Source organism: Rubrivivax soli (assembly GCF_049810355.1).
Lineage (GTDB): Bacteria > Pseudomonadota > Gammaproteobacteria > Burkholderiales > Burkholderiaceae_C > Rubrivivax.
In genome coordinates, this window is the sequence record NZ_CP187368.1 from 3,562,073 (window position 1) to 3,588,134 (window position 26,062).

The following is a 26,062-nucleotide window of genomic DNA, read 5'->3' on the forward strand; positions in this document are numbered from 1 at the left end:
CGCGTGCAACACTTCCTTCACGCACAGATTGACCAGGAGACCTCCATGAAGATCCTCGCAGCCGTCGATGGCAGCCCGTTCACCAAGCGCATGCTGGCCTATCTGGCGGCCCACGACGAATGGCTGGGCGCGCAGCACGAGTACACGCTGATCACCGCCGTGCCGGCCGTGCCGCCCCGCGCCGCCGCCGTGCTCGACAAGGAAGTGCTGAAGTCGCACTACGAGGACGAGGCCGAGAAGATCTTCAAGCCGCTGCGCACCTTCTTCACCAAGCAGGGCATCAAGGCCAGCTTTGTCGCCAAGGTCGGCCCGCCGGCCGACACCATCGCCGCCGCGGCCGAGAAGGGCAAGTTCGACCTGCTGATGATGGGCTCGCACGGCCACGGCTCGTTCGGCAACCTGGTGCTGGGCTCGGTGGCCACCAAGGTGCTGGCCAAGTGCGGCACGCCCGCACTGCTGATCCGCTGAAACGCGGGGGCGGGCGCGGGCCTACCGGCCGCGCAGTCCGTTGAAGCAGGTGCCCAGCACCCAGTCGACGATCTGCGCGTCGTCGAAGCGTTCGCTGGCCTTCATGAAGGCCGGCACCGGGTCGCAGGCGCGGGCGAAGATGGTGTACAGCACCAGCTCGGGCGGCAGCGCCGGGTCGATGTCGCCGTCGGCCTGGGCCTGCACGATCCAGGCGCCGAGCCGGTCGCTGACCTGCATCAGCAGGTCGAGGTAGCCCTTGCTCGCCATCAGCTCCGCGCGCAGCGTGGAGTTCTGCGACGGCAGCGACGGCATCTCGCCAGCCATCTGCACCTGCAGCGCCCAGCGGGTCACGGCCTGCAGGTGGGTGAAGGCAGTGGCCTCGGGCGCCTGCTCGGCCTCGGCCTCGATGGTGGCCAGCGTGCGCTGCAGCACGCGCACCATCGCGGCAGCGGCCAGGGCCTCCTTCGAGGCGAAGTGCTTGTAGAGGCTGGCCTTGGCGATGCCGACGTCGGCGGCCACCTCGTCGACCGTCATCAGGTCGAAACCCTTCTCGGCCAGCAGGCGGTTCACCGACGAGACGATGGCGTCCTCGCGAACCCGCAGCACTTGTTCGCGAAACGAGAGTCGGCTCATGGCCTGATTCTATCGGCCGCCTTGCGGCCCGGGCCCGACGGCTATGGAGCGCCCTTGGCCCGCACGCCCAGGCGCGGCACCCAGGCCGGCAGGCGCGAGGCCGCCGCAGGCGACGCCGGCACGGCGGCGGGGGTGTCGAAGCTCAGCTCCAGGCCGAAGCAGGTGCCCATGTCGGCCGCGTCCGGCTCCAGCGGCACCGGGCGGCGGACGAGGCGGCGAAACAGTCCTGGAGAGTGGCTGGTCTTGTGCATCGCGCGTCCCGGTAAGAGCTTGTTACCAGTGTGTCGGTCGCGGTGCGCCGGAACTTGAGGGATCTCCGCAGCCGGCGTGTCGCATTTCTCGGCTTCGGCCTGCCGCAGGGCGTGCCTACAATCCGCGCCCCTCTGCGCCAACCCTGCCGACCGCCGTGCCCGCACCCACCCCTGGCTTCGCGGCCATCGACTTCGGAACCTCCAACTCCGCCATCGCGCTGCCCGAGGGGCCGCGCGGCGTGCGCCTGGTCGAGCTCGAACCGGGCCACCCGACGATGCCGACCGCGGTGTTCTACCGCGCCGACGGCAGCAACGCCCACGCCGAGCCCGAGCGGCTGTACGGCCGCGCCGCGGTGGCGGCCTACATCGAGGGCATCGACGGCCGGCTGATGCGCTCGATGAAGAGCATCCTGGGCTCCGACCTGGTGGGGCAGAGCACCGACGTCGGCGGCGGCCGCGGCGTGCGCTATGCCGACATCATCAGCGGCTACCTGCGCCACCTGAAGCGCATGGCCGAAGCCGCGGCCGGCGCGCCGCTGCACCGCGTGGTGCTGGGGCGGCCGGTGTTCTTCGTCGACGGCGAACCCGAGCGCGACGCGCAGGCGCAGGCGGCGCTGGAGGCGGCGGCGCGTGCGGTGGGCTTCGACGAGGTGCGTTTCCAGTACGAACCCATCGCCGCGGCGCTGGACCACGAGAGCACCGTCGACCACGAACAGCTGGTGCTGGTGGCCGACATCGGCGGCGGCACCTCCGACTTCTCGCTCGTGCGGGTGGGCCCGGCGCGTGCCGGGCGGACCGACCGGCGCGACGACATCCTGGCCAACCACGGCGTGCACAGCGCCGGCACCGACTTCGACCGCCACGTCGAGCTGGCGGCGATCCTGCCGCTGCTGGGCTACCGCAGCGTCGGCCCGCCGCAGCACGGCCAGCCCGGGCGCGAAGTGCCCAGCAGCGTGTACTTCGACCTCGCGACCTGGCACCTGATCAACACCGTCTACGCCCCGGCCCGCGTGGCCGAACTGCGCCGCATGAAGAGCTGGTACGCCGAGCCGGCGCACCACGTGCGGCTGATGACGGTGCTGGAAGACCGGCTGGGGCACGCGCTGGCCGGTGCCGCCGAGCAGGCCAAGATCGACGTCGCCACGCGCGGCGCGGCGACCATCGACCTCGGGCTGGTGGAAACCGGGCTGCGCGCCGCGCTGGCCGAGGCGCAGGCCGCCGCGGCCATCGAGACCGACCTCGCGCGCATCGTGCAAGCGGCACACGAGACGGTGCGCATGGCCGGCGTGGCGCCCGAGGCGGTGGAAGTGCTGTACTTCACCGGCGGCTCCACCGGCCTGACGCCGCTGGTGGACCGCATCGCCGCGGGCTTCCCGGCGGCGCGCCGGGTGCGCGGCGACCGTTACGCCAGCGTCGCGCAGGGCCTGGGGCTGTACGCGCGCAGCGTGTACGGCGCGGCGGCCTGAACTACGGCTGGAACCAGGGCACCAGGGCGCCGCTGCCCTGGGCCGGCCCCTGGGCCTGGAAGGCGTGGCGCCAGCGTGGCGCCTGCAGCTGCGCGCGCCACCAGGTCTCGGGCTCCTGGGTGACCGCGGTGCTGTTGCCCACCAGCGGGCGCACCATGTGCACGGTGGTGATGCGCCCGGGCTCCAGCCGCAGCGTCTCGACGGCACTGCCCACGCGCACCGCGTAGTCGCCCGGCGGCACGTCCAGCAGCGCCAGCGTGCCGGTGGGCAGCAGCGGCGTGGCCTGCGGGCCGCGCACGGTGGTCCAGGTGCTCCAGTCCACGCCCTGCGGCTCGGCCGGCGCGGGCGTGCCGGCGGGCCAGAGCGTGGCCGCGCGCTGCGCCTGGTGCACGGGCGGCACGTTGTAGCTGTTGAGCAGCGCCAGCCCCGCGCGCGCGCCCGGCTGCCAGGCGGCCATCTCGGCCGCCGGCACCCAGCGGCTGCCGGGCACGGGCACGGCGTCGCGCCACCAGCCGCGGCCGAGCAGGTCGCGCGGCAGCTCGTGGCGCAGCAGGGCGCGCAGCGTGCGCCGGGCCGTCTCCTGCGTCCATTTGGCGTCCAGCAGCAGCACGTCGTGCGCGCGCGCGGCGTGCCAGATCCAGCGGCCGGTCTCGCGGTCGAGCACGGCTTCCTCGAACAGCCAGTGGGTGTCGCGCTGCACCGCCTGCCAGTGCCAGGCCACCAGGGCCACATAGCGCCGCTGCGGCGCCGGCTGCAGTGCCGCCACGATGGCCGCCGGCTGGCGCGTGCCCAGTGCCTGCGTGGCCAGCCGCACCGGCACGGGCAGCGGCTCGGGGGGCGCCTGCACGAAGGCCTCGAGCTGGCGGCACAGCGTCTGCGTGGTGGGGTCGATCAGCGGGGGCAGCGGCAGCCCGAAGGGCCCGGTGCGGCCGGGCGGCTTGCAGCGTTCGTCGGGCGACAGCACGACCACCTCCACCTGCGCCGGGTCGAGCCGCTCGGGCAGTTCGTCATGCCAGACCTGGTACGAACGCAGGCCCTGCCAGTTGGCCTCGGGGGCGGGCGCCTGCTGTGCGGTGGCAGGCCCGGTGGCCGCCAACAGCATCGCGACGGCAGCGGCGGTGATCAGGCGTGGCAGGGACAGGCGCATGGCAAGACGGCTGCGATGGGCAATGTTCGGAGCGCTGCATGCTAGGCGCCGCTGCCGTTGCACCCCAGACGGGCGGCGGCTTGCCCCTGTCGCCGGCAGGACTGCTGCGCGGCCCTGTTGCGGCAACGGCGGCCGCGCTGTTCAGCGCCGGCCGCGGCGCCCGCCGCCACCGCCGCCGCCGGCACGGGGCGGGCTGCCGCGCGGCGGCGCGGCACGCCGGGGCCGGGTGACGTCGGCCATCAGCATCAGGCTGCGCACCAGGTCTTCCACCGCCTCGGCCAGGTCGCGCGCCGGCTCCAGCGTGTCGATCACGGCCAGCAGCGCGTCGGCGTCTTCCAGGTCGTCGGCGTCGAAGTGGCGGTACAGCAGCGCCAGCGGCTCCACCAGCTCGGGGTCGTCGCTGTCCATCACGCCGGGGAACAGGTCCATCGCGGCCGCGAACCCCGCCACCCAGGGCAGCACGGTCTCGGACGGCGTGGCGTCTTCCTCCAGCTGGTAGATCCAGGGATCGAACCACTGGCGGTCGGCGATCGCGCGGTCGAGCTCGGCGTGGCGGCGGCGCACCAGCGCGTGCAGCTCGGCCAGCGGGTACGACGCCGGCAGCGCGCGGCCCTCGATGTCGGTGACGAACTGCAGCCAGCGCTCGGGCGGCACCGGTGCCGGCTGCAGCAGCACGCCGCACAGGTAGCCGTCGAGCGCCATCGCGTCCAGCGGCTCCAGCGGCTCGGGCACCTGGTCCAGCAGGTCCTGCAGGCGGGCGAGGTCGTTGTCGTCGAGCGGTGCGGTGCTGGGCGTCGGGGTCATGGACGGTGCCGTCCTCTCTTCGGTGGATGGTCGCTCGGCACGGCCGCGACTACAGTCGTTGGCATGGCCTGCGGCGATTGTCGTGCATCGCACGGCAGCGTCACTGCACCGTGACGCGCCCCCGGCCCCCGGTCCCAACGACGTCCTTTCCGAAGGACTTCCAGTGCCCGCCTTCGGCCCCGTGCCGCAGGCGGGCCCTTTTTTCGTGCCGGCGCTTTGGCCTAGACTGGTGGGCTCACCCAGGAGACCCGCGATGGCCGCAGCCTACACCGCCACCCACGACATCGGCCACTGGATCGGCGGCCGCCCCAGCGCCGGCACCGGCGACGCCAGCCGCCGCACCCAGGCCGTCTACAACCCGGCCACCGGCGCGGTGGCGCGCCAGGTGCTGCTGGCCAGCCGCGCCGACGTCGACGCCGCGGTCGCCGCCGCGCAGGCGGCGCAGCCGGCCTGGGGCGACACGCCGCCGATCCGCCGCGCGCGCGTGATGAACAACTTCCTCGCGCTGCTGAACCAGCACAAGGACACGCTGGCGGCCATGATCACCGCCGAGCACGGCAAGGTCTTCACCGACGCGCAGGGCGAGGTCAGCCGCGGCATCGACATCGTCGAGTTCGCCTGTGGCGTGCCGCAGCTGCTGAAGGGCGACTACACCGACCAGGTCTCCACCGGCATCGACAACTGGACCCTGCGCCAGCCGCTGGGCGTGGTGGCCGGCATCACGCCGTTCAACTTCCCGTGCATGGTGCCGTGCTGGATGTTCCCGGTGGCGCTGGCCGCGGGCAACGCCTTCATCCTGAAGCCGAGCGAGCGCGACCCGAGCCCGAGCCTGTTCATGGCCGAGCTGCTGCAGCAGGCCGGCCTGCCCGACGGCGTGTTCAGCGTCGTGCAGGGCGACAAGGTGGCGGTGGACGCGCTGCTGACGCACCCCGACGTGAAGGCGCTGAGCTTCGTCGGCAGCACGCCGATCGCCCAGTACATCTACGAGACCGGCGCCCACCACGGCAAGCGCGTGCAGGCGCTGGGCGGCGCGAAGAACCACATGGTCGTGATGCCCGATGCCGACATCGAGCAGGCGGTGGACGCGCTCATCGGCGCGGGCTACGGCAGCGCCGGCGAGCGCTGCATGGCGATCAGCGTCGCGGTGCTGGTGGGCGACGTGGCCGACAAGGTCGTGCCGAAGCTGGCCGAGCGCGCGAAGGCGCTGAAGGTGAAGAACGGCATGGAGCTCGATGCCGAGATGGGCCCCATCGTCACGAAGGAGGCGCGCGACCGCATCGAGAACTACATCGGCATCGGCGTCGAGGAAGGCGCGCAGCTCGTGGTGGACGGCCGCGGCCACAAGGTGGCCGGCTTCGAGAACGGCTTCTTCACCGGCGGCACGCTGTTCGACCACGTCACGCCCGCGATGCGCATCTACAGGGAAGAGATCTTCGGCCCGGTGCTGGCCTGCGTGCGCGTGCCCGACATGGCCGCCGCGCTGGCGCTCGTCAACGCGCACGAGTTCGGCAACGGCGTGGCCTGCTTCACCAGCGACGGCGGCACCGCGCGCGAGTTCGCGCGCCGCGTGCAGGTGGGCATGGTGGGCATCAACGTGCCGATCCCGGTGCCCATGGCCTGGCACGGCTTCGGCGGCTGGAAGCGCAGCCTGTTCGGCGACATGCATGCCTACGGCGAGGAAGGCGTGCGTTTCTACACCAAGCAGAAGAGCGTGATGCAGCGCTGGCCGGACAGCATCGGCCGCGGCGCCGAGTTCGTGATGCCCACGGCCAAGTGATGCTGCAGCGCCGCCGCCTGCTGCAAGCCGCGGCGCTGCTGGCCTCGGGCGGTGCGGCGGCGCAGCCGGCGGCCTACGGCGACGAGGACCTGCGCCACGCCGCGCTGCTGCGCGACCTGGCGCTGCGCGACAACGCCGCCTGGCGGCTGGTGGAGGCGCTGACCACCGAGATCGGCCCGCGCCCGGCGGGCTCGCCCGCCGATGCCCGCGCTGCCGCCTGGGCGCAGGAGGCGCTGCGCGGGCTGGGCCTGCAGCAGGTGCGGGCCGAACCCTTTGCGCTGCGCATCTGGCAGCGTGGTCCGGCAGCGGCACGCCTGGTGGCGCCGGTGCCGCAGCCGCTGGTGATGGCGGCGCTGGGCAACAGCGTGGCCACGCCGCCGGGCGGCATCGAGGCCGAGGTCGCCTGGTACCCCGACCTCGCCGCGCTGCGCGCCGACACCTCCGACCGCGCGCGCGGACGCATCGTCTTCATCGACCAGAAGACCGAGCGCAGCCGCGACGGCCGCGGCTACGGCGCGGCCGTCGGCGCGCGCTTCTCCGGCCCGGTCGAGGCGGCGCGCCGCGGCGCCGTGGCGCTGGCGCTGCGCAGCATCGGCACCGACCGCGACCGCATCGCCCACACCGGCGCGATGGCGGTCGACCTGACGGTGCCGCGCATCCCGGCCTTCGCCGTCTCGGTGCCCGACGCCGACCTGCTGGCGCGGCTGCACGGCCGCGGCCAGCCGCTGCGCATGCACGTCGTGCTGGAGGCCCGCGCCGACGTGGAGGCGGTGTCGCAGAACGTGCTGGCCGAGATCCCGGGCACCGACCTCGCCGACGAGATCGTGCTGCTGTCGGCCCACCTCGATTCGTGGGACGTCGGCCAGGGCGCGCTCGACGACGGCGCCGGCGTGGCCATCGTCTGCGCCGCGCTGGGCGTGCTGCAGCAGGCCGCGCAGCAGACCGGCCGGCGCCCGCGCCGCACCGTGCGCGTGGTGCTGTTCGGCAACGAGGAGAACGGCTTCGACGGCGCACGCGACTACGGCACGCGCCACGCCGCCGTGCGCCACCAGCTGGTGAGCGAAAGCGACTTCGGCGCCGGGCGCGTGTGGCGCATGGCCAGCCGCGTGCAGCCGGCGGCGCTGCCGCTGGTGGACGCCATCGCGGCGCAGTTGGCGCCGCTGGGCGTGGAACGCGCCGGCAACGACGGCAGCCCCGGGCCCGACGCGGCCGTGCTGATGCGGCGCCACAAGTGGCCCGCCATTGCGCTGGGCCAGGACGGCACGCACTACTTCGACGTGCACCACACCGAGAACGACACCCTCGACAAGGTGGACCCCGCCGCGCTGACGCAGAACGTGGCCTGCTGGGCCGTGGTGGCGTGGCTGGCGGCGCAGGCGCCGCTGCCGTTCGGGCCGGCGCCGCTGTAGGCGCGAAGACCGCCCAGCCCTCAGGCGTGAAATCGCCTTCGGGCCTTCGCCAGCCGTGCAAGGCCTTCCGGCCTTGCACGCGCGGGCTCAGCCCTCGGGCGTGAAATCGCCTTCGGGCCTTCGCCAGCCGTGCAAGGCCTTCCGGCCTTGCACGCGCGGGCTCAGCCCACGACGACGCGGTTGCGGCCCTCGGCCTTGGCGCGGTACAGCGCCGCATCGGCGCGTGCGGTCAGCGTGTCGGCATCGAACGGCGGGCTGCTGGTCAGGCCCACGCTCAGCGTCACCGCCAGCTGCGGCGCCACGGCCTGCCAGTCGTGCGCGGCCACGCGCTGGCGCAGGCGCTCGCAGATGTCGAGCGCGCGTGCGGCGCTGGCGTCGGCCAGCACCAGCAGGAACTCCTCGCCGCCCACGCGCGCCACCATGTCGGCGCTGCGCGTGTTGTCGCGCAGCAGCTCGGCCAGCGCCACCAGCACGGCGTCGCCGATGGCGTGGCCGAAGCGGTCGTTGATCTGCTTGAAATGGTCCAGATCGAGCATCGCCACCGCCAGCGGCGTGCCGGCGGCGCGGGCGCCTTCCAGCAGCAGCGGCCAGCGGCGCTCGACCTCGCGCCGGTTGGCCAGCTGCGTGAGCTGGTCGCGCCGCGACTCGGCCTGCGCGCGCTCGATCTCGCTGCGCGTCACCAGCAGCTGCGACTGCGCGCGCAGCTGCAGCACGGCGCGCTGGCGCTCCAGCGCCAGGAACTGCTCCAGGTGGTGCAGCGCGTCGGCCGGGCGCTGCAGCGCCGAGGCTGCCTTCCACATCGCGTGGTGCAGCCGCATGCGCGTGGCCGGCGCCTCGGTGCCGCCCGAGGCCGAGAGCACGGCACCCAGCAGCTGCCAGGCATCGTCGGCCCGGCCTTCGAACAGCGCCAGCTCGCCCAGCGTGCAGTCGATGCGCCAGGCCTGCGTGGCGGCGCCGATCTTGCGGGCCAGGTCGGCGTTGTGCTGCAGCACGCCGCGTGCGGCGTCGAGGTCGCCCAGGTGCAGCAGCGTCTCGCCCAGGTTGCCGGCGGCGAAGATGCGGTAGAACGGCTCGGCGCCCTCCTCGGCGATGCGCAGCGTCTCGCGCGCGTAGGGCAGCGCGCGGCGCAGCGGCTCGCGCGCCTCGTGCAGCGGCACGGCGTCGCGCAGCAGGTGGTACATGCCGATCAGCACGGCCACCAGGTTGTTCAGCGTCACGAAGACCGGGTGCCGCTCGCCCTGCGCGCGGGCGATGGTCAGTGCCTCCAGCATCAGGCGCTCGGACTGCCACGGGTCGCCCATGCGCTCGAAGCTGCAGGCCAGCGCATTGACGGCCAGCGCGATGCGGCCGCGGTCGCCGATGTGCAGCGCCAGCGCGTGCGCTTCCTGTGCGCAGGCGAATGCGGTGTCGAGCCGGCCCGTGTCGCTGCCGCCCAGCGACACCATGCGCAGCAGGTCGAACAGCTCGGTCTCGCTGCCGCCCGCGCGCGCCAGCGGCAGCAGCCGCAGCCCGTGCTCGACCATCTCCACGAGCGCGCCGCTGCGGTAGTGGAAGTGCGCCAGCAGCAGCCCGGCACGGCGGCGCTGGTCGTCGCCCGTGGCGGCCTCCCAGGCCGCGCGCGCGGCCTGCGTGCCCTCGGCGAGCGCACCCCGGTCGCGCGCCGCCTCGGCGCTGGCGATCAGGCTCTCGACTGAGGTGTTCATGTGCCGATGACGCCGCCGTCGCGCCGCTGGACCACCACGGTGGCCGACCGCGGCCGGCCGCCGGGCGGCAGGTTGGGCCAGGACGAGAACTTCGCCGGCTCGGACGGATCGCTGCGGTCGCTGGGGGTCTCGCCCGGGTGCTGCACGTTGATGAACAGCGTGCGGCCGTCGGGGGTCCAGGCGGCGCCGGTGATCTCGCAGTTCGCGGGGCCGGTGAGGAAGCGCCGCGTCTCGCCGGTGCGCACGTCGCAGGCCAGCATCTGGTTGTTGCCGAGGTTGGCGAACTCGCCCTTGTTGAGCTGCGAGGCATGCGCGTCGGTCTGGATCCACAGCAGGCCGCGGCGGTCGAAGGCGATGCCGTCGGGACAGGCGTAGAGATCGCCGCGGATGTTGCCGCGTGCGTCGGGACGTGCGTTGGCGGGGTCGCCGGCCAGCACCAGGTGGTTCCAGGTGAAGCGCGTGGCGTCGAAGTCGGCGTCTTCCTTCCAGCGGATGATCTGGCCGAAGACGTTGTTGGCGCGTGGGTTGGCGGCGTCCACGCCGGGGCTGCCGGCGTTGCCGCGCGCGCTGTTGTTGGTGAGCGTGCAGTAGACCTCGCCCGACTTCGGGTCGATGGCCAGCCACTCGGGGCGGTCCATCTTGGTGGCGCCGAGCAGGTCCGAGGCCTGCCGCGTCTTGATGACGACCTCGCCCTGGTCGGCGAAGCCGTTGGCCGGCGTCAGCGGGCCCTGGCCGTGCACCAGCGGCAGCCAGCGGCCACGGCCGTCGGCCTCGAAGCGCGCCACGTACAGCGTACCGTGGTCGAGCAGCGTGGCGTTGGCCTGGGCCGCGGTCCTGCCGCCGCCGGCGGGCGCGATCCTGTCGCGGCTGACGAACTTGTAGATGTATTCGAAGCGCGCGTCCTCGCCCGAATACACCACCGCGCGGCCGTCCTTCGTGACGCCGACCCAGGCGCCTTCGTGCGCGGCGCGGCCCAGCGCCGTGCGCTTGACCGGCGTGGACAGCGGGTCGGCCGGGTCGATCTCGACGACCCAGCCGAAGCGGTGGAACTCGTTGGGGTGCTTGCGCGCGTCGAAGCGCTCGTCGTGCTCGGCCCAGCGCGACCAGCCGGTCTTGCGCAGGCCCCAGCGCCGCTGGTCGGCGGTGGGGTTGTCGCCGCCGTCGAAGTAGCCGGCCCAGTTCTCCTCGCCCGACAGGTAGGTGCCCCAGGGCGTCTGGCCGCTGGCGCAGTTGTTCAGCGTGCCCAGCACGCGCCGGCCCTCGGGGTCGGCGGCGGTGCGCATCAGCACGTGGCCGGCCGCCGGGCCGCCGAGGGCGAACGGCGTCGCGGCCGTGAAGCGCCGCGCGTAGGTCGACGGCCGCACCACGGCCCAGGTGCCGCGGCGCTGCTCGACCTCGATCACCGACACGCCGTGCGCGGCCTGTGCCTTGCGCACCTTCTCGGCGGTCCAGGTCTTCAGGCCATCGGTGTGCAGCAGGCCGTCGTCGACGTACTCGTGGTTCATCGCCAGCAGGCCGCGCTGCGCGCCGTCGAGCGGGTAGTAGTGGATGCCGTCGTGGTGCATGCCGATCTGCACTTCCTGGTCGGCGCCGCTGTTGCCGGCGTCGGGGCGCCAGTCGGGCATGCGGCCGGGCACGCCGACGGGGTCGCCCCAGGGCGCGATGACGCTGGCGACGTAGCCCGGCGGCACGCGCAGTCCGTCGCGCGAGCCGTCGGTGGCGATGCCCTGGAAGCCGAGCAGCGGCCCGCTGCCGCCGTCGCCCGTGGCCGCGCAGCCCGCCAGCGGCGCCAGCAACGCAGCCATCCCCGCGCCCATGCCGCTCAGCACCAGCGTGCGCCGCGCCGGGTCGGACACGTCGTGGATGCTGGGGTTGGAAGAGCGGTTGCTGTCTTCCATGGTCGAGAAGTCCTTGGCCATGCCGGGCGGCTCCTGGGGTGCGGCGGGTCGTCGGTCGGACACTCTAGCCCAAGCCCGCGCACGGCCGCGGGCCTAAACTGTGTCGCATGGAACGTGTCCTCCTCATCACCGGCGGCAGCCGCGGCATCGGCGCCGCCTGCGCGCTGCTGGCCGCGCGCGACGGCTGGGACGTCGCCGTCAACTACACCCGCGACGCCGCGGCTGCCGAAGCCGTGGCGGCGCAGGTGCGTGCCGCCGGCCGCCGGGCCATCGCGGTGCAGGCCGACGTGGCCGACGAAGCCCAGGTGCTGCGGCTCTTCGCCACCGTCGACGCGCAGCTGGGCCGGCTGCGGGGGCTGGTGAACAACGCCGGTGTCGTGGATGTCGCGCAGCGTGTGGACGGCATGTCGGTGGCACGCCTGCAGCGCATGTTCGCCGTCAACGTGATCGGCAGCTTCGTCTGCGCCCGCGAGGCCGTGCAGCGCATGAGCACGCGCCACGGCGGCCGCGGCGGCACCATCGTCAACCTGAGCTCGGCCGCGGCGCGGCTGGGGTCGCCCGGCCAGTACGTGGACTACGCGGCGTCCAAGGGCGCGATCGACACCTTCACCACCGGCCTGGCGCGCGAGGTGGCGGCCGAGGGCATCCGCGTCAACGCCGTGCGGCCCGGGCTGATCGAGACCGAGATCCACGCCAGCGGCGGCCAGCCGGAGCGCGCGCGCGAACTGGCCCCCACGGTGCCGATGCAGCGCACCGGCACGGCCGAGGAGGTGGCGGCGGGCATCGTCTGGCTGCTGTCGGATGCCGCCAGTTACACCACCGGCGCGGTGCTCGACATCACCGGGGGGCGCTGATGGCCCGTGCCGCTGCCGTGGTCGACAGGCCGCAGACCCTGGGCGAGGAGATCGTCAACACGATCAGCCACGGCCTGGGCTTCCTGCTCGCGGTGGCTTCGCTGCCGATCCTGGTGGTGTTCTCGGGCCGGCACGGCGTGCACAGCTCGCTGGCGGGGGCGGTCGTGTTCTCGCTCACGGCGATGCTGCTGTACGGCGCCTCGGCGCTGTACCACGCGTTGCCGCGCGGCCGCGCCAAGCAGGTGCTGCAGCGGCTGGACCATGCCGCGATCTTCGTCTTCATCGCCGGCAGCTACACGCCCTTCGTGCTGGGGCCGCTGCACGGGCCCTGGGGCTGGTCGCTGTTCGCCGTGGTCTGGACCGTGGCGGCCGTCGGCGTCACGGCCAAGGTGCTGAACCGGCTGCAGCACCCGCTGTGGTCCACGGGCTTGTACGTCGCGATGGGCTGGGTGGCGCTGGTGGCCGTGGTGCCGATGGTCGAGCGCATCGCGCCGGCCGGGCTGGCCTGGCTGGTCGCCGGCGGCGTGGCCTACACCGTGGGCGCGCTGGTGTTCCTGCTCGACAACCGCGTGCGCTACGCGCACGGCGTGTGGCACCTGTTCGTGCTGGCGGGCAGCGTGTGCCACTTCTTCGCGGCGCTGTGGCACGCGGCCTGAGCGCGCCGGCCTGACCGCCCCGGCGCGTCAGGCCGCCTGCTGCGCCGCCAGCCCCGCCAGCTGCCGCTGCAGCGCCTGCGCCGCGCTGCGCTCGGCGCCTCGCGTGGCGGCGGCATAGGCGCCCAGCACGAACTCGGCCTGCTCGGCCACCGTTGCCCACAGATGCCGCGCCGGCACGCGGTTGTGCAGGTCGGCATAGGCCGCCTGCGCCGCGGCCAGCTGCCCGGCCAGCCGCTGCCGGGCGGCGGCGGCCAGCACCTCGATCTCGATGCGGCCGGCCAGGCTCCAGAAGTCGGCGTCTTCCTCGCCGCGCGCCGCCAGGCTGGCGCGTGCGGCGTCGAGCGCCGCGGCGTCGTAGCCCTTCCAGTGCCGGTCACCGGCGTGGGCCACCAGCTCGAGCGCCATGCGGTTGAGCGCCGGGTAGAACAGGCCCGGGTCGCCCCGGGCGGCGGCCAGCGCCTCGGCGCGGCCGTAGGCGCCGGCCGCGGCGCGCAGCGCGCCCTGCATCGCACCGGCATCGCCGGCGCGCTGCTCCAGCCGCGCCAGCTGCTTCCAGGTGCTGCCGACCAGCGTCTCTCGTTCTGGCGTGCTCTGCAGCGCGGCCAGGGTCTGCAGCGTGCGCAGCGCCTCGCCGAGCGCCGCGCGCGCGGCCGCCAGCGCCGGGCTGTCGGCAGCGGCCGTCTCGGCCATCTCCCAGGCGCGGCGCGCGCGCAGCGAGCCCAGCTGCTCGGCGGCCTTCATCGAGGCACTGCCGTCGTTGGCCTGCAGCGCGCGTTCGTACCAGGCGATGGCGGCGTCGCGCGCGCCGGCCTCCGCATGGGCCAGCGCGAAGGCCTCGGCCACCGCGCCCATGCCGCCCCACTGCGCCGCGAAGCGCGCTTCCAGGAAGCGCGTGCGTTCCAGCTGTTCCTGCGGCCGGGCGCCCTGCCAGCGCGACTTCACCGCCAGTTCCTCCAGCGCCAGCGCCAGGCCCAGCGGCGACGACACCATCGCGTAGTCTTCCTGCAGCGTCGAGCTGCGCGTGCGGGCGCCTGCGCCCTTCACGAAGGTCCAGTCGGGGTCGCCGTAACACTGGTAGGCGGCCCAGGTGTTGCCGCCTTGCGCCCAAGCGGCCTCGCGCGCGGCGGCCACTGCCGCGACGAAGGGCGCGCCGCCCAGCAGCTGGCGGTAGAAGGTGGTGGCGAACAGCGCCGCCGGGCCGTCGTCCACCGCCCAGCCGGCGGCCACCACGCAGCGCACGCCGATCTGGATCAGCGCGTCGGCGACGCTGGCGGCGAAGGCGCTGCGGTCGAACTCGCGCGGGGCCGCCCCTGCTGCGGCGCGTGCCGCACCGTGGCAGCAGTTCACGAACACCAGCTCGGGCACGGTGCGCATGTTGCGGATCTCCTTCGGCCCGAGGAAGGTGCCGCCCGACAGCACGAGGCCGCCGTCCAGGCCCGGCTCGCCGTGGCCGGCGATGTGCACCACGCGGTAGCGGCGCGCGTACAGCGCGTTGACCACGCTGCTGGCGTCGTCGCGCGCGAGCAGCGCCGTCAGCTGCTGCGCCGCGATGCCGCCGTCGCTGCGCAGCGCCTGCGCCACGGCGCGGGCCTCGGCCGCGGCGCCGGGCAGCCGCGCGTAGCCGTCGGCGGTGAGCGGCTCGCCGACGACGAGCACGTTGTCTTCGCGGCCGGCGTCCTGCACCTGTTCGCGGAACTGCTCGGTGCGCAGCTTGCGCAGCAGCTGGCAGCGGATGGACCAGGGCCGGCGGTCGCCGCCGCCGGCGCGGTCGTCGGGCATGTCCAGCAGTTCCCAGGGGATGGTGGCGGTGTCGTCGTCCAGCTCCAGCAGCATGCGGCTGGTGCCGCCCAGGAAGGGCTCCAGCTCCAGCGGCACCAGCAGCTGGAACAGCGTGCGGCCGATCTGCGGGTCCTGCTGGCTGGCGTTGCTGGCGCGCTTGACGAGCTCGCGCACCAGCCGCGCCTGCGTCATCTGCGCGCGCACCTCGGTGCGGGCGCGCTTGCTGTCCAGCGTGAAGGCGATCGCGCCTTCGCCCTGGCTGGTGGCGGCGACGAAGTCGTGGTCGGTGCCGCGGTAGCCGCTGTCGAGCACGCGCCGCAGCGGGCCGGTGCCGGTCTGCACCGTGGGCGTGACGGCGTAGTGGCCGGGGTGGGCGGTGGCCAGCACCTGCAGGCCGTGCCAGGCGTCGGCCGCGCGTTCGAGGTACAGCTCCACCAGCGTCAGCTCGCGCACCGCGGGCCAGCCGCCCGCCACCAGCCGGGCGTTGGCCTCGCGCACGCCGGCCGCGATGGCGCGTGCCGCAGCGCCGGCGTGGATGCCGACGCCCCCGGTGCCCATCAGCGTGGCGGCCAGCTCGAACTGCGCCGGCGCGGCGCCGCTTTCGGCCAGCCGCTGCGACCACGCGATCACGCCCTGGCGCACGGTGTGCGTCAGGTCGGTCTCGCGCAGCTTGCCTTCGTCGCCCAGCCCCACCACCACCACCGACAGCGGGCGTGGCGCGCGCCACGGGCACTCGGCGTCGCGGCTGGGGTTGAGGAAGATCTGGTGCGTGCCCGGGGCCTCGGCGTACAGGCCCGCGGACAGGCTGGCCTGCATGGCGCCGCCGACCAGCCGGTCGACGGCGGCCTCGGTGCCGGTGAGCAGCAGCGACCGGTAGTGGCCCACCAGCAGCGGCTGGTGCACGAAGCTGAGGTTGCCGTTGAGCACGGTGACCCGCAGCGCGGCGCTGCCGGCGGTGTCGAACGCGGCCGCCTCGGCGCGGCGCGCGGCGAACACCGCGCGCTGGCTGTCTGCGGGCGTCAGCGCCGGGCGGCCGCGGGCCGGGCGGCTGCGCACGTGCACGGGCGCCGCCGCGGTGCCGGCAGTGCCGCCGCGGGTGGCCGCGGCCGGCAGCGCCAACCGCGGCAGGCGCTCGGTGCTGCCTTGCTGCAGCAGGTCGTCGTAGGCCTCAAAGGCGCTGGCGGCGTCGGGCAGGCTGCCGTGTTCGCAGTCGAGCGTCCAGGTCGCCACGCCCGGCAGCAGGGCGGATGCCAGCGGCACGCGGCCGTCGCCGCCGTCCACCGCGTCGAGGTAGACCAGCCCGCCGTCGGCCCACTCGAAGCCGTCGGGTGTGAAGCGGGCGTGGCCCACCACCAGCAGCAGCTTGTGCGCCCACTGCGCCAGCGCGCCGTCGCGCTGTGCGTCGAGCCGCTCGCGCAGGCGCCGCGCCTGGTCGAGCACCGGTTGCGGCGGCACGCCCCAGGCGTAGGCGGCCAGCGGCTGGTCGGCGCTCTCGGCGCCCAGCCAGTTGCGGTGCCACCAGTTGTGCGCGTGCACGCGCTGCAGGTCGTCGGCCGCCAGCTGCGCCCAGGTGGCGTGGCGGTCCAGGCCGCGGTCGCGGTCGAGCAGGCCGGCCTGCAGCTGCAGGAAGCCCGGCATCGCGGCCATGATCTGGCGCGCCTGGTGGTCCTGCAGCGGCGCGCCGAACGACGCCAGCGCGTTGCCGAAGCTGTCGTCGCCCGACAGCACCTGCATCGGTGCCCACGAGCCGCCGTTGGGCGTGCCCAGCATCAGCAGCCGCGCCTCGGGGTGGGCCATCAGGCGCTGCCAGGTGTCGGGGCGCTCGAGCTGCACGGTGCGCGCGACCAGGCCGCCCATCGAGTGCGCGACGATGCGCACCGGCTGGTCGCTGCCCTGGCGCGCGTCGAGCGCGGCGTCGAGCGCGTCGGCCAGGCGCTGTGCCTCGTGCTCGATCGGCCGGCGCCAGTCGAAGGCGAACGGCACGACCTCGTGCGTGGCCGCCAGGTGCGTGATGAGGTCGTCGTAGATCAGCCCGATCGGGCCGTCGGGCAGCACGCCGTCGGGCGCGCCGCTGTAGGCCAGCCGCGACAGCCCGCCCACCAGGCGCAGGCTGAGCCAGATGCGCTTGCCGCCGGCCGCGAGGTGGCTGCCGAGGATGCCCGGCAGCACGAAGACCGCCGGCCGCGACGGGTCGGGGCCGGCCTCGGTGGCTGCACGCAGGCCGCCGCTGTCTTCGCCGGCCCACGACAGCGGCCCGATGGCGCGGAAGCCCGGCGGCTGCGCCAGCGTCAGCCCCTGCACCACCGCCTGCACGGTGCGCGCGTTGGCGAAGTAGTTGAAGTGCGTGACCTGCCCGCCCTGGTCCAGCAGGAACTGCGCGCCGCCCGCGCGTGGCGCGCCGCCGTACATCGAGCGCGTCTGCACGACGATGTCGTTGTCGGTCCAGTAGTAGGCGTCGGCCAGCAGCGTCTTGAGCCAGCTGCCGATGCTGTCGCCTTCGAGGTCGCCGGCCACCACGCGCAGATCGCCGGCGATGGCCTCGTCGGCGCTGTTGAGCCACTGCACCAGCGCGCTGCCGGGCAGCATGGCCTCCAGGCCGGGCAGCTGTCGCGGGTCGGCGCGGCGGCGTGCGACTTCGGTCAGGAAGTCCAGCAGCTGCGGCAGCACCGGCACGCCGGCCAGCTGCAGCCCCCACTGCAGCACCGACAGGTACGCGTCCAGGCGCTGGCTGGCCAGCAGCGTGCCGCGCGCCGGGCAGGCCACGCGCACGATGCGGTCGACCGCGATGCCGCGGCTGCGCACGGCGTCGAACAGCGCCTGCATCTCGGCGCGCTGCGCGGCGTGGCCGTCGCCGGCAAACGGTGCGAAGTCGGCCTCGCCCAGCGTGGCGCCGCTGGCGGCGATGTGCGCCATGCGCGCCAGCACCTCGGCCACCAGGCCGCCGCGCGAGTGCGTGGCCAGGTGCAGCCGCGCCCCCGCGGGCAGGGCCTGCACCAGCGTCAGCGCGTTCGCGAAGGGGCTGGCGCCGAGCGTCGGGTGGTCCAGCGCGTAGACACGCTGGCCATAGGCGTCGAACAGTGCGCGCACCGCCTGCGGGTGCAGCGCCCAGAGCTTGCCGAAGGTGCTGGTGGTGTCGACGAAGGTGCCGTGCACCAGCACCAGCAGCGGCGCCTGGCCGGACGCGGACGCGGGCGCGGGCGGCACCGCGTCGAGCCGGCAGCCGCTGCCCTTCAGCGCCGGCAGGTGCTCGGGCTGCAGCGCATACACGCCGGCCTCGACGCCGCCGTCCACCCGCGCCACCACCGCCGCGGCGGCGAAGTCGGCAGCGTGGTCCTCGGCCTCGCGGAACAGGCCGGTGACGACCTCGAAGCCGGCCAGCAGCACGTCGCCCAGGAAACCCAGGCCGCGTGTGGGGGCCGCCGCCTCCAGCCCGCGCCAGCGCAGCTGCGCCGCGACCAGGACGGTGCCGTCCGCCGCGTCGGCGCCGCGCTGCGCGCCGCTCTGCCCCTGCAGCAGGTCGCGCGCGGTGGCGGGGTGCAGCACCAGGCTGGGCCCGCCGGCCAGGTGCAGCACCACCACGTCCTCGCCGGGCGTGGCGCTGACCTGCACGGTGTCGCCGCCGCCGCGCTGGGCCGACAGCAGCACGGCCGCCTTCACGGTGCCGCCGCGCACGCTGCGCGAGGCCACCGGGCCGGCGCCGTCGCGCTGGCCACCCTGCAGTTGCCCGGTGATCAGGAAGTCGATGTCGTTGGCGGCCATGCGGGTGTCTCCTCGGGCCGCGAGCATGGACCGCCGCCGCCGCAGCGGCAAGGTGCCCGGCGCGCGGAGCTAGGGAGGGGCCGGGGGGTTCGCCTGGTCGCGCCGCTCAGCGGCGTTCCACCAGCAGCGGCGTCAGCAGCAGCAGCCCGCGCAGGCGCTCGGCGGCGGCCTGCGCCTCGCCGCGGCTGGCGAAGGGCCCCACGTGCACGCGCCAGGTCGCGCGGTCGTCGAGCACGGCCACGCCGGGCGCCACGCCCGCGGCGTCGCGCTGCACGCGCTGCTGCATCGCCAGCGCGCCGTCGCGCTGGCGGTAGGCCCCCACCTGCAGCCACAGGCCGGGGCCGGCGGCCACCAGGGGCACGCCGTCGTCGTCGCCGTCGCCCAGGGCGTCGTCGTCGGCGGCGGGCAGGCGTTCGGGCTCGGCGACACGGCGGTCGCGGCGCCAGAGGCCGGCGCGGATGTCGTCGTTGGTGATGCGTTCCACCTCGACCGGCGCCACGCCGCCCAGCACGCCGAGCTTCAGCGCGGCGGTGTAGCTGAGGTCGATGATGCGGCCGGGCGAAAACGGCCCGCGGTCGTTCACGCGCACGATGATCTCGCGCCCGTTGGCCGGGTTGCGCACGCGCGCGTAGCTGGGCAGCGGCATGGTCTTGTGCGCCGCGGTCATCGCGTACATGTCGTAGATCTCGCCGCTGGCGGTGGGCCGGCCGTGGAACTTGCGGCCGTACCACGAGGCCAGGCCGCGCTCGCGCAGCGCGCGGTCGCCGCTCATCGGCGTGTAGCGCTGGCCCAGCACCTCGTAGGGCTTGTTCGGCCCGCCGCTGCGCAGCGCCTCCACGCGCGGCTCGGCGTCGGGCACGCGGTCCAGCCCCGAGGGCGGGTTGGCCTCGGGTCCGTCACGGCCGCTCGCCGGCGCCGGCGAGCGGCTGGCGCAGGCCGCCAGCAGCAGGGCGATGGCGCCACAGGTGGCGGCGCGCAGGAAGCGGTGGGCGGTGCTCATCGTGCGTTGGGACGCACTGTAGGCGAATCACGGGGCGCCGGCCTGCGCGGCATCCCACTGCGCGCAGATGGCGCGGTGGACCGGGACGCTGCGCAGGAAGGCATCGCGCGGCACGTGCTCCGCCATCCTGTCCGCCTGCGTGTTCAAGGCCTGGTACGCCAGCGTCAGCAGCGCGGGCGCCCGCGCATGGCCGAGCGGCGCCAGCACCTCGTGCAGCAGGTAGGCCAGCTCGAAGGCGCCGTCCCAGCCGCTGCGGGCGTCGACTTCCGCCAGCAGCGCTGCAGCCGCCGCGCCTGCCTCCTCGGCCCGCCCCAGTGCCAGCAGGTTGCGGGCGGCGGCCGCGGCATTGATCCAGGCGGCAGCGTGCACGGCATGGACCCGGAACCCTTCCTCGGCGCGCCGCGCGTGCTCCAGGGCCTGCGCGAAGCGGCCCAGGCCGTGCGCGGCGTACTGCGCGCTGTTGTGCGCCCAGGCGGCCGTGCGTGTCTCGCCGCTGAGTGCCGCCAGGCGCAGGCCTTCCAGCGATGCCGCATAGGCCGTCTCGAACGCGCCGGCCTCGACCCACAGGCCGCCGATGTTGGCGTGCGCGATCGCCTCCATGCGGCGGTTGCCGGTGTCGCGGCACTCGGCGATCGCCTGCACCAGCAGGTCGCGCGCCTCGGACATCCGGCCGACGGTGGCCTGCACATGGGCCAGGTTGATGCGCACCGTCACCATGCCGGCCCGGCTGGCCGCGGATTCGTAGGCGGCCATCGCCGCGTGGTGGTGCGCCAGCGCGGTGTCGATGCGGTCGGATTCCATCGCGAGCACACCGACGTAGGTGTGGATCTGCCCGACCGCTGCCAGGTCGCCGGCGGCGCGGGCCAGCGCCAGGCCCAGCTCTGCGTGCGCCATCGCCTCGTCCTGCCTGCCCAGGCGCGCCAGGCCCACGTAGGTCAGGCCGTGGAGCCGGGCCGCGTCCTTCGGTGCGCCGCCCGGTGCGCTGGCCAGGCGCTGCAGGGCCAGGTCGACCAGCTCCGCGAAGCGCGCCTCGAGGGACAGGCGCCAGACCCGGTCGTAGGCGACCGACAGGCGCAGGGCTTCGTCGTCGATGCGGTCGATCAGCGATTCCATCGTCTCGATCTCCCGCACATGCGCGTCGGCATGGCCCGTGCGCCGGTGCACGTCGGCGCGGACCCGGTGCAGGCGCAGTCGGCGCCGCAGGTCGCTGCCGTCGTCGATCGCCAGGGCGCGGTCGGCGTGGCGCAGCGCCACGACGTCGGCCTCGCGCTGCGCCGCGTCCTCGGCGGCCCGCAGCCAGTAGGGCACCGCCTGCACGTTGTCGCCGGCGCGCTCGAAGTGTTCCGCGATCTGGCTGGCAAGCTCGCCTTCGCGCCCGCGGCCGCGCCCCTGCAACCACCGCGCGGCGCGCGCGTGCGCCACGCGCCGGTCCGGCTTGAGCACCGTGTCGTACGTGACCTGGTGCAGCAGGTGGTGGCGGAAGGCGTACTCGCGGGTGCCCGCGAACGCGGTCTGCGCCTGCAGGAGCGTCAGCTCGCGGCGGGCCAGCGCCGGCAGCTGTCCGGCCGCCTCCGGGTCGAGGGCGCCCAGGGCCTCGTCCCAGAAGCGCGCGCCCACGACACTGGCCTGCTGCAGGCTGCGCAGTTCCCGCGTGTCCAGCGCGTCCAGCGTGGCCTGCAGCACGCCGACCAGCGTGGCGGGCACCTTCCGGGCCTGCAGCGACTCCGGCTGCAGCTCCCAGCGCCCGTCCACGGCGCGCGCGGCACCGGTGTCGACGAGCATCTGCAGCAGCGCCTCCATGTAGTACGGGTTGCCGACCGACTGCCGGGCGAGCAGCGTCCGCAGCGCCTGCTGCGGCTGCGCGAAGCGGCCGAGCAGGGCGTCGGCCAGGGCCTCGCCGGCCGCTTCGGACAAGGGCGCCACCCGCAGGCACTGGTGGGCGGGCCAGCCCTGTCCCCAGTGCGGTCGCCGCTCCAGCAGGGCGGGGCGCGCGGCGCACAGCAGCAGCAGCGGCAACGCAGCACCCAGGGCCGCCAGGTGGTCCAGCGCGTCGAGCGACGCGTCGTCGGCCCAGTGCAGGTCGTCCAGCACCAGCACCAGCGGCTGCCGCGCGGCGTGCAGCGCCATGCAGCGCACCCAGGCATGCAGGCCGAGGGCGCGCCGCTGGGCGCTGTCGGCCAGGATGCCGGCCACGAACGGGCTGGCGCTGTAGTCCAGGCCGATCAGCTGCCCCAGCAGCGCGGTCTGTTCTTCCGCCGCTTCGGCGTAGACCGGCCGCAGCGCCGCGGCGAAGGTCTGCTGCGCCTGCGCCTGGGACTGGCTGTCGCGCACGCCCAGCTTCCAGAACAGCAGTTCGCGCAGCAGGCCGTACGGCTGGTCGCGGCCCTGGGGCTGGCTGCCGGCGTGCCACAGGCTGCCGGCACGCTGCGCAGCCGGCAGCGTGGCCTGCAGCTCGGCCAGCAAGCGGCTCTTGCCCAGGCCCGCGTCGCCCAGCACCGTGATCGCGCGCAACGTGCCGCCTGGCGCCAGCACGGCCGCCGCGGCCGCCTGGAGCTGCGCCAGCTCGTCGGCGCGTCCCACCAGCGCCGCGTGGGCACCGTCGGTGCCGCGGTGCAGGCCGCGCAGGTACCGCTCGCGCATCGCCCGCACGACGAAGGTCCGCACGGCGTGGTCCAGGCCCTTGACCGACAGCAGCGGCTGCTCGTCCACGTCCACCAGCCCTTGCACCTGCCGGTAGGTGTCCAGGCTGATGCGCAGCGTTCCGGGCCGTGCCGCCTGCTCGATGCGCGCGGCGACGTGCACGGCCAGGCCCCCGAGGCTGCTGCCCTGCTCGACGCCGCCGCCGCGCACCACGGGCCCGGTGTGGATGCCCACGCGGGCGCCGAACCCCGGGAGTCCGTGTGCCTGCAGGACGGCGCTGCCCAGCCGCTCCGCCTCGCGCAGCAGCGCCAGCCCGCAGGCCACCGCGCGCTCGGCGTCGTCGTCCGCGGCCCGGGCGGCGCCGAAGGCCGCCTTGAGGTTGTCGCCCGCGTAGCGCAGCACCTCGCCACGATGCTGCCGCACCAGCGCACTGAAGGCCGCCAGTGCGCCGTCGACCACCGCCTGGGCGTCTTCGGGGTCGAGGTGCTGGATGAGTTGCGTGGAGCCGACGATGTCCAGGAAGAGGATGGTGACCTGGCGCAGCTTGCGCAGCGGGGTCGCCTCCACGGGGCCGCTGGCGTCGTCGGCTGCCGCAGGCGCCTGCAGCCGGGCCAGCCTGTCGCGCAAGGGCAGCAGGGCCGCCTCCAGCACGGCAGCATCGAGCACGTCGCGCTGGGCCTGCAGGGCCGCGATGGCCTGTTGCAGGGCCTGGACTTCGCTGTCGTGCATCACGCGTCTCCGGACGGCCCCTGCGGGCGCGCGGGAGCCTCGCGGCATTCTGGCGCGGTGTGCCGCGGGGCGATGTGGTTTCCGCGCCGCGCGCCGTGTTCCCGACAGGACAAACGGAAAAGCCGCCCGGGTGCGTTGCCCTTGGCGGCTTTGTCGTGGGTGGTGGGTGCCAGGGAGGATACCCAGGCTGGTGCGACCGGCAAGAATCGAACTTGCGACTAAGCCTTCGGAGGGCCCAATGATATCCACTTCACCACGGTCGCTCGCGGGAAACCGGCATTCTAGCCGGCGCAGCGGCTTGGCGGTCCGCGGCGGTGCAGCCACGGGCCGGCACACCCAGGGCGGACCCCTATAATCGACGGGTTTTGCCGGCCCTGGCGGCCGCCACTTTCGACACCGAACGCGCCACCGGGTGCGACACCGAGCCGAGACCGAGGACTGCATGAGCAACACCCCCGAGGGCCAACAGGGCCACGACAAGAGCCACGAGGCGCACCAGGCGCACGAAGTGCACGAAGGCCCGATCAAGACCCCCAAGCAGCTGGCGCTGGCGGTGGTGGCATCGTTCGTGGTGCCCATCGTCGTGATCATCCTGATGGCGAACTACGTGTCGTCGGGCACCAAGCCCGCCGCCGGCAGCGACGGCATGGGCGAGGAAGCCACCGCGCGCCGCCTGCAGGCCATCGGCTCGGTGGAGATCCGCGACGCCTCGGCCCCGGCCGTGCTGCGCACCGGCGAGCAGGTCTACCAGGCGGCGTGCGGTGCCTGCCACGGCTCGGGCGCTGCCGGCGCACCGAAGTTCGGCGACGCCGCGGCCTGGGCGCCGCGCATCGGCACCGGCTACGAGGCGCTGCTGAATTCCGCGCTGAAGGGCAAGGGCGCCATGGGCGCGCAAGGCGGCGGCGAGTACAGCGACTTCGAGATCGGCCGCGCCGTGGTCTACATGGCCAACCAGGCCGGCGGCAAGCTGGCCGAGCCGGCGGCACCCGCCGCGGCGGCATCGGCTGCCAGCGCTGCCAACTGAGTCACGTTTCTTCGCGCGTGTCCTGCCAGCGGCCGCCTTCGGGCGGCCGCTGCGCTTTCAGCGCTGCATCCGGCGCCGGCGCGGCCGCGTAGGACTGGGGGTGCACCCCGATCGCTCACGCCGCCTGCGGCTTCAACCGGTACCCGAAACGCTGCGGCATGGCCGCGAAGTCCAGCGGCTCGGGCGTCCACAGCCCCTGCTCGACGGCATCGGCGGCCAGGCCCATGTCCAGCGTGTGCACGATGCCGTAGCCCAGATCGGTGTCCAGGAACAGCCGCCCCGGGCCGTCGATCCACGCACTGCGTACCCGTGCCGGCAGGCCGGTGTGGCTGGTGACCTCGAACCCCGCGCCGACGCGCCACACCCAGGGTGCGGCCTCGAGTTCCACGTACACGCGCTGCGGCCCGTTCTGGAAGAACCACGCGCCGGCATCGTCGCAGCCGTAGTTGCGCGCGATGAAGGCCTGCAGCTTCTCGTGCTGGATGCGGCTGCCCTTGGGCGTGGGGAAGGGCCCGGCGTGCTGGATGCGCTCGTCGCGCATGTACCAGTCGCCGCGCGCGTCCAGCGCCAGCCAGCCGTGGCAGTGCGGCACGTTGGGCCACTTGCGCAGCGCTGCCTTGACGATGTCGTCCATGCAGCCGATCTTCGCTCAGAGTGCCTGCGCCAGCCAGCCCAGCACCGCCTGCGGCAGGCCGACCACCGTGCCGGGGAAGGCGCCACCGGCAAAGCCGACGTGGCCGCCGTGCCGCGGCTGCCACAGCGTGACGCAGGGGCCCACGTCGCGCTGCACCGGCAGCGACGCGCCGGGCACGAACGGGTCGTTGTGCGCGTTCAGCACCAGCGCCGGCACGCGCACGCGGTGCAGGTGCGGCTTGGCCGAGGCGCGCGCCCAGTAGTCGGGCGTGTCGCGGAAGCCGTGCAGCGGCGCCGTGAAGACGTCGTCGAACTCGTACAGCGTACGCGCGCGCAGCAGCCGTTCGCGGTCGAACAGGCCCGGGTGCTGCGCCCATTTGGCCAGTGCGCGCGGCTTCATGGTCTTCAGGAAGTTGCGTGCGTACACGAGCCGGTTGAAGCCGTGGTCGATGGCGTGGCCGGCCGCCGCCAGGTCCAGAGGCGACGACACCGCGGCCGCGGCGCGCACGGTGGCTGCGGCGCTGTCGCCGGCTTCCTCGGCCCAGCGCAGCAGCGCGTTGCCGCCCAGCGAGACGCCGGCGGCCAGCAGCGGTGCACCGTGCTGCGCGCGCAGCCGCTGCAGCATCCAGCCGATCTCCTCGAAGTCGCCCGAGTGGTAGGCGCGCGGCGCGTGGTTCAGTTCGCCCGAGCAGCCGCGGAAGTGCGGCACGCTGAAGTGCCAGCCCATGGCCTGCGCCACCTGCGCGAAGGCCAGCGCGTAGCGGCTGCTCGACGAGCTCTCGAGGCCGTGGAACAGCACCAGCGCCGGCGCGCCGGGGGCCGCATCGAGGTGGTCGACGTCGATGAAGTCGCCGTCGGGCGCCAGCCAGCGTTCGCGCCGGTAGGCCGGCGCGGGTTGGAGGCGCGGCCGTGAGCACAGCGCAGGCCAGATCGTCTGCAGGTGGCCGCCCGGCAGCCACCAGGGTGCGCGGTGGTGCTGCACTAGTGCAGCGTCGACGGCGCGTCGCCCGTGGCCGGCAGCGCGTGGGGGCTCGCCGGGCTGGCGTGGTGGGCGGCCAGGCGCCAGCCCAGCGCCGTCTTCAGGTAGACGTTGGTGGCCATCACCCAGGCCTCCTGCCGGCCTTCGGGTGCGTCGACGCCGATGCGCTCGACCAGGTGGTGCACCGCGCAGCCCAGGCTCTGCAGCCGGTGCACCTGCTCGGGCGCGACCGGGATCGCGCCGTTCGCGAAGATGGCTTCGAAGCTCTCGCGGATGGCCGCCGCGCCCACCAGGCGCCCGCCGCCGGGGTGCACGCAGACGATCTCGTCGTCGTCGGCCCACACCGCCATCAGCAGCTGGATGTCGCCGCGCTGCAGCGCTTCGTAGAACTGCGCCTCGACCTCGTCGGGCGAGCCTTGCAGGGCGACGGCGGGCGGCTTGGGGCGGGCCATC

19 protein-coding genes and 1 tRNA gene are annotated in these 26,062 nt (G+C 74.4%); 7 read left to right on the forward strand and 13 right to left on the reverse strand.

What is annotated here, in order from left to right; translation table 11 throughout:
• Nucleotides 1-45: 45 nt before the first annotated feature.
• Entirely contained in the window at nt 46-468 is a 423-nt protein-coding gene (locus ACPOLB_RS16250) for a universal stress protein (RefSeq protein ID WP_425257053.1), read from the forward strand.
• Between the two features lie 21 nt (nt 469-489).
• On the opposite strand, the gene ACPOLB_RS16255 is transcribed toward ACPOLB_RS16250, so the two are convergent.
• Together ACPOLB_RS16255 and ACPOLB_RS16260 are read right to left on the reverse strand one after the other, a co-directional pair.
• Nucleotides 490-1,101, reverse strand: coding sequence for a TetR/AcrR family transcriptional regulator (locus ACPOLB_RS16255; RefSeq protein ID WP_425257055.1), 612 nt, complete (start codon nt 1,099-1,101; stop codon nt 490-492).
• 41 nt (nt 1,102-1,142) lie between these two features.
• Nucleotides 1,143-1,352, reverse strand: a complete 210-nt coding sequence (locus ACPOLB_RS16260; RefSeq protein WP_425257056.1) for a hypothetical protein — start codon at nt 1,350-1,352, stop codon at nt 1,143-1,145.
• Nucleotides 1,353-1,507: 155 nt separating this feature from the next.
• Here ACPOLB_RS16260 and ACPOLB_RS16265 point away from each other — a divergent pair, with 155 nt between their 5' ends.
• On the forward strand, nt 1,508-2,818 hold the full coding sequence (locus tag ACPOLB_RS16265; protein WP_425257057.1) for an Hsp70 family protein: 1,311 nt from the start codon (nt 1,508-1,510) through the stop codon (nt 2,816-2,818).
• A 1-nt stretch (nt 2,819) separates the two neighbouring features.
• Here ACPOLB_RS16265 and ACPOLB_RS16270 read toward each other — a convergent pair whose 3' ends face one another.
• Entirely contained in the window at nt 2,820-3,965 is a 1,146-nt protein-coding gene (locus ACPOLB_RS16270; protein WP_425257058.1) for a hypothetical protein, read from the reverse strand.
• 141 nt (nt 3,966-4,106) lie between these two features.
• On the reverse strand, nt 4,107-4,769 hold the full coding sequence (locus ACPOLB_RS16275) for a YecA family protein (RefSeq protein ID WP_425257059.1): 663 nt from the start codon (nt 4,767-4,769) through the stop codon (nt 4,107-4,109).
• 253 nt (nt 4,770-5,022) lie between these two features.
• Here ACPOLB_RS16275 and ACPOLB_RS16280 point away from each other — a divergent pair, with 253 nt between their 5' ends.
• Complete coding sequence (locus ACPOLB_RS16280; RefSeq protein WP_425257060.1) at nt 5,023-6,546, forward strand: CoA-acylating methylmalonate-semialdehyde dehydrogenase; 1,524 nt, start codon at nt 5,023-5,025, stop codon at nt 6,544-6,546.
• A complete protein-coding gene (locus ACPOLB_RS16285) occupies nt 6,546-7,955 on the forward strand; it encodes a M28 family peptidase (RefSeq protein WP_425257061.1) in 1,410 nt (469 codons plus the stop codon). The genes ACPOLB_RS16280 and ACPOLB_RS16285 overlap by 1 nt, the downstream gene beginning before the upstream one ends.
• Nucleotides 7,956-8,116: 161 nt before the next feature.
• On the opposite strand, the gene ACPOLB_RS16290 is transcribed toward ACPOLB_RS16285, so the two are convergent.
• Nucleotides 8,117-9,658, reverse strand: coding sequence for a diguanylate cyclase (locus tag ACPOLB_RS16290; RefSeq protein ID WP_425257062.1), 1,542 nt, complete (start codon nt 9,656-9,658; stop codon nt 8,117-8,119).
• Nucleotides 9,655-11,577, reverse strand: coding sequence for a PhoX family protein (locus ACPOLB_RS16295; RefSeq protein WP_425257063.1), 1,923 nt, complete (start codon nt 11,575-11,577; stop codon nt 9,655-9,657). Before ACPOLB_RS16295 ends, ACPOLB_RS16290 begins: the two co-directional genes overlap by 4 nt.
• A gap of 86 nt (nt 11,578-11,663) precedes the next feature.
• On the opposite strand from ACPOLB_RS16295, the gene ACPOLB_RS16300 reads away from it, so the two are divergent.
• Both ACPOLB_RS16300 and trhA read left to right on the forward strand, forming a co-directional pair.
• Nucleotides 11,664-12,410, forward strand: a complete 747-nt coding sequence (locus tag ACPOLB_RS16300) for an SDR family oxidoreductase (protein WP_425257065.1) — start codon at nt 11,664-11,666, stop codon at nt 12,408-12,410.
• Nucleotides 12,410-13,066: a PAQR family membrane homeostasis protein TrhA gene (trhA, locus tag ACPOLB_RS16305; RefSeq protein WP_425257066.1), complete on the forward strand. Its 657-nt coding sequence runs from the start codon at nt 12,410-12,412 to the stop codon at nt 13,064-13,066. The genes ACPOLB_RS16300 and trhA overlap by 1 nt, the downstream gene beginning before the upstream one ends.
• Before the next feature lie 27 nt (nt 13,067-13,093).
• Here trhA and ACPOLB_RS16310 read toward each other — a convergent pair whose 3' ends face one another.
• The 4 genes from ACPOLB_RS16310 to ACPOLB_RS16325 all read right to left on the reverse strand — a co-directional run bounded on the left by ACPOLB_RS16310 (nt 13,094) and on the right by ACPOLB_RS16325 (nt 23,236).
• A complete protein-coding gene (locus ACPOLB_RS16310) occupies nt 13,094-18,604 on the reverse strand; it encodes a DUF7379 domain-containing protein (protein ID WP_425257067.1) in 5,511 nt (1,836 codons plus the stop codon).
• A gap of 106 nt (nt 18,605-18,710) precedes the next feature.
• Nucleotides 18,711-19,604, reverse strand: a complete 894-nt coding sequence (locus ACPOLB_RS16315) for a septal ring lytic transglycosylase RlpA family protein (protein WP_425257068.1) — start codon at nt 19,602-19,604, stop codon at nt 18,711-18,713.
• Nucleotides 19,605-19,631: 27 nt separating this feature from the next.
• Nucleotides 19,632-22,973 (reverse strand): ATP-binding protein, encoded by a 3,342-nt coding sequence (locus ACPOLB_RS16320; RefSeq protein WP_425257069.1) that lies wholly within the window; start codon nt 22,971-22,973, stop codon nt 19,632-19,634.
• Between the two features lie 188 nt (nt 22,974-23,161).
• A tRNA-Arg gene (locus ACPOLB_RS16325) sits at nt 23,162-23,236 on the reverse strand.
• Nucleotides 23,237-23,415: 179 nt separating this feature from the next.
• On the opposite strand from ACPOLB_RS16325, the gene ACPOLB_RS16330 reads away from it, so the two are divergent.
• Nucleotides 23,416-23,997, forward strand: a complete 582-nt coding sequence (locus tag ACPOLB_RS16330; RefSeq protein ID WP_425257070.1) for a c-type cytochrome — start codon at nt 23,416-23,418, stop codon at nt 23,995-23,997.
• Nucleotides 23,998-24,112: 115 nt separating this feature from the next.
• On the opposite strand, the gene ACPOLB_RS16335 is transcribed toward ACPOLB_RS16330, so the two are convergent.
• Genes ACPOLB_RS16335 through ACPOLB_RS16345 form a run of 3 tightly spaced genes read right to left on the reverse strand, consistent with a single transcriptional unit; the run spans nt 24,113 to nt 26,061 of the window.
• Nucleotides 24,113-24,631 carry a DUF2946 family protein gene (locus ACPOLB_RS16335; RefSeq protein WP_425257071.1) on the reverse strand — a complete coding sequence of 173 codons (519 nt, stop codon included), beginning with the start codon at nt 24,629-24,631 and terminating at the stop codon, nt 24,113-24,115.
• 15 nt (nt 24,632-24,646) lie between these two features.
• Complete coding sequence (locus ACPOLB_RS16340; RefSeq protein WP_425257072.1) at nt 24,647-25,612, reverse strand: YheT family hydrolase; 966 nt, start codon at nt 25,610-25,612, stop codon at nt 24,647-24,649.
• Entirely contained in the window at nt 25,612-26,061 is a 450-nt protein-coding gene (locus ACPOLB_RS16345; RefSeq protein WP_425257073.1) for a YybH family protein, read from the reverse strand. The genes ACPOLB_RS16340 and ACPOLB_RS16345 overlap by 1 nt, the downstream gene beginning before the upstream one ends.
• Between the last annotated feature and the right edge of the window lies 1 nt (nt 26,062).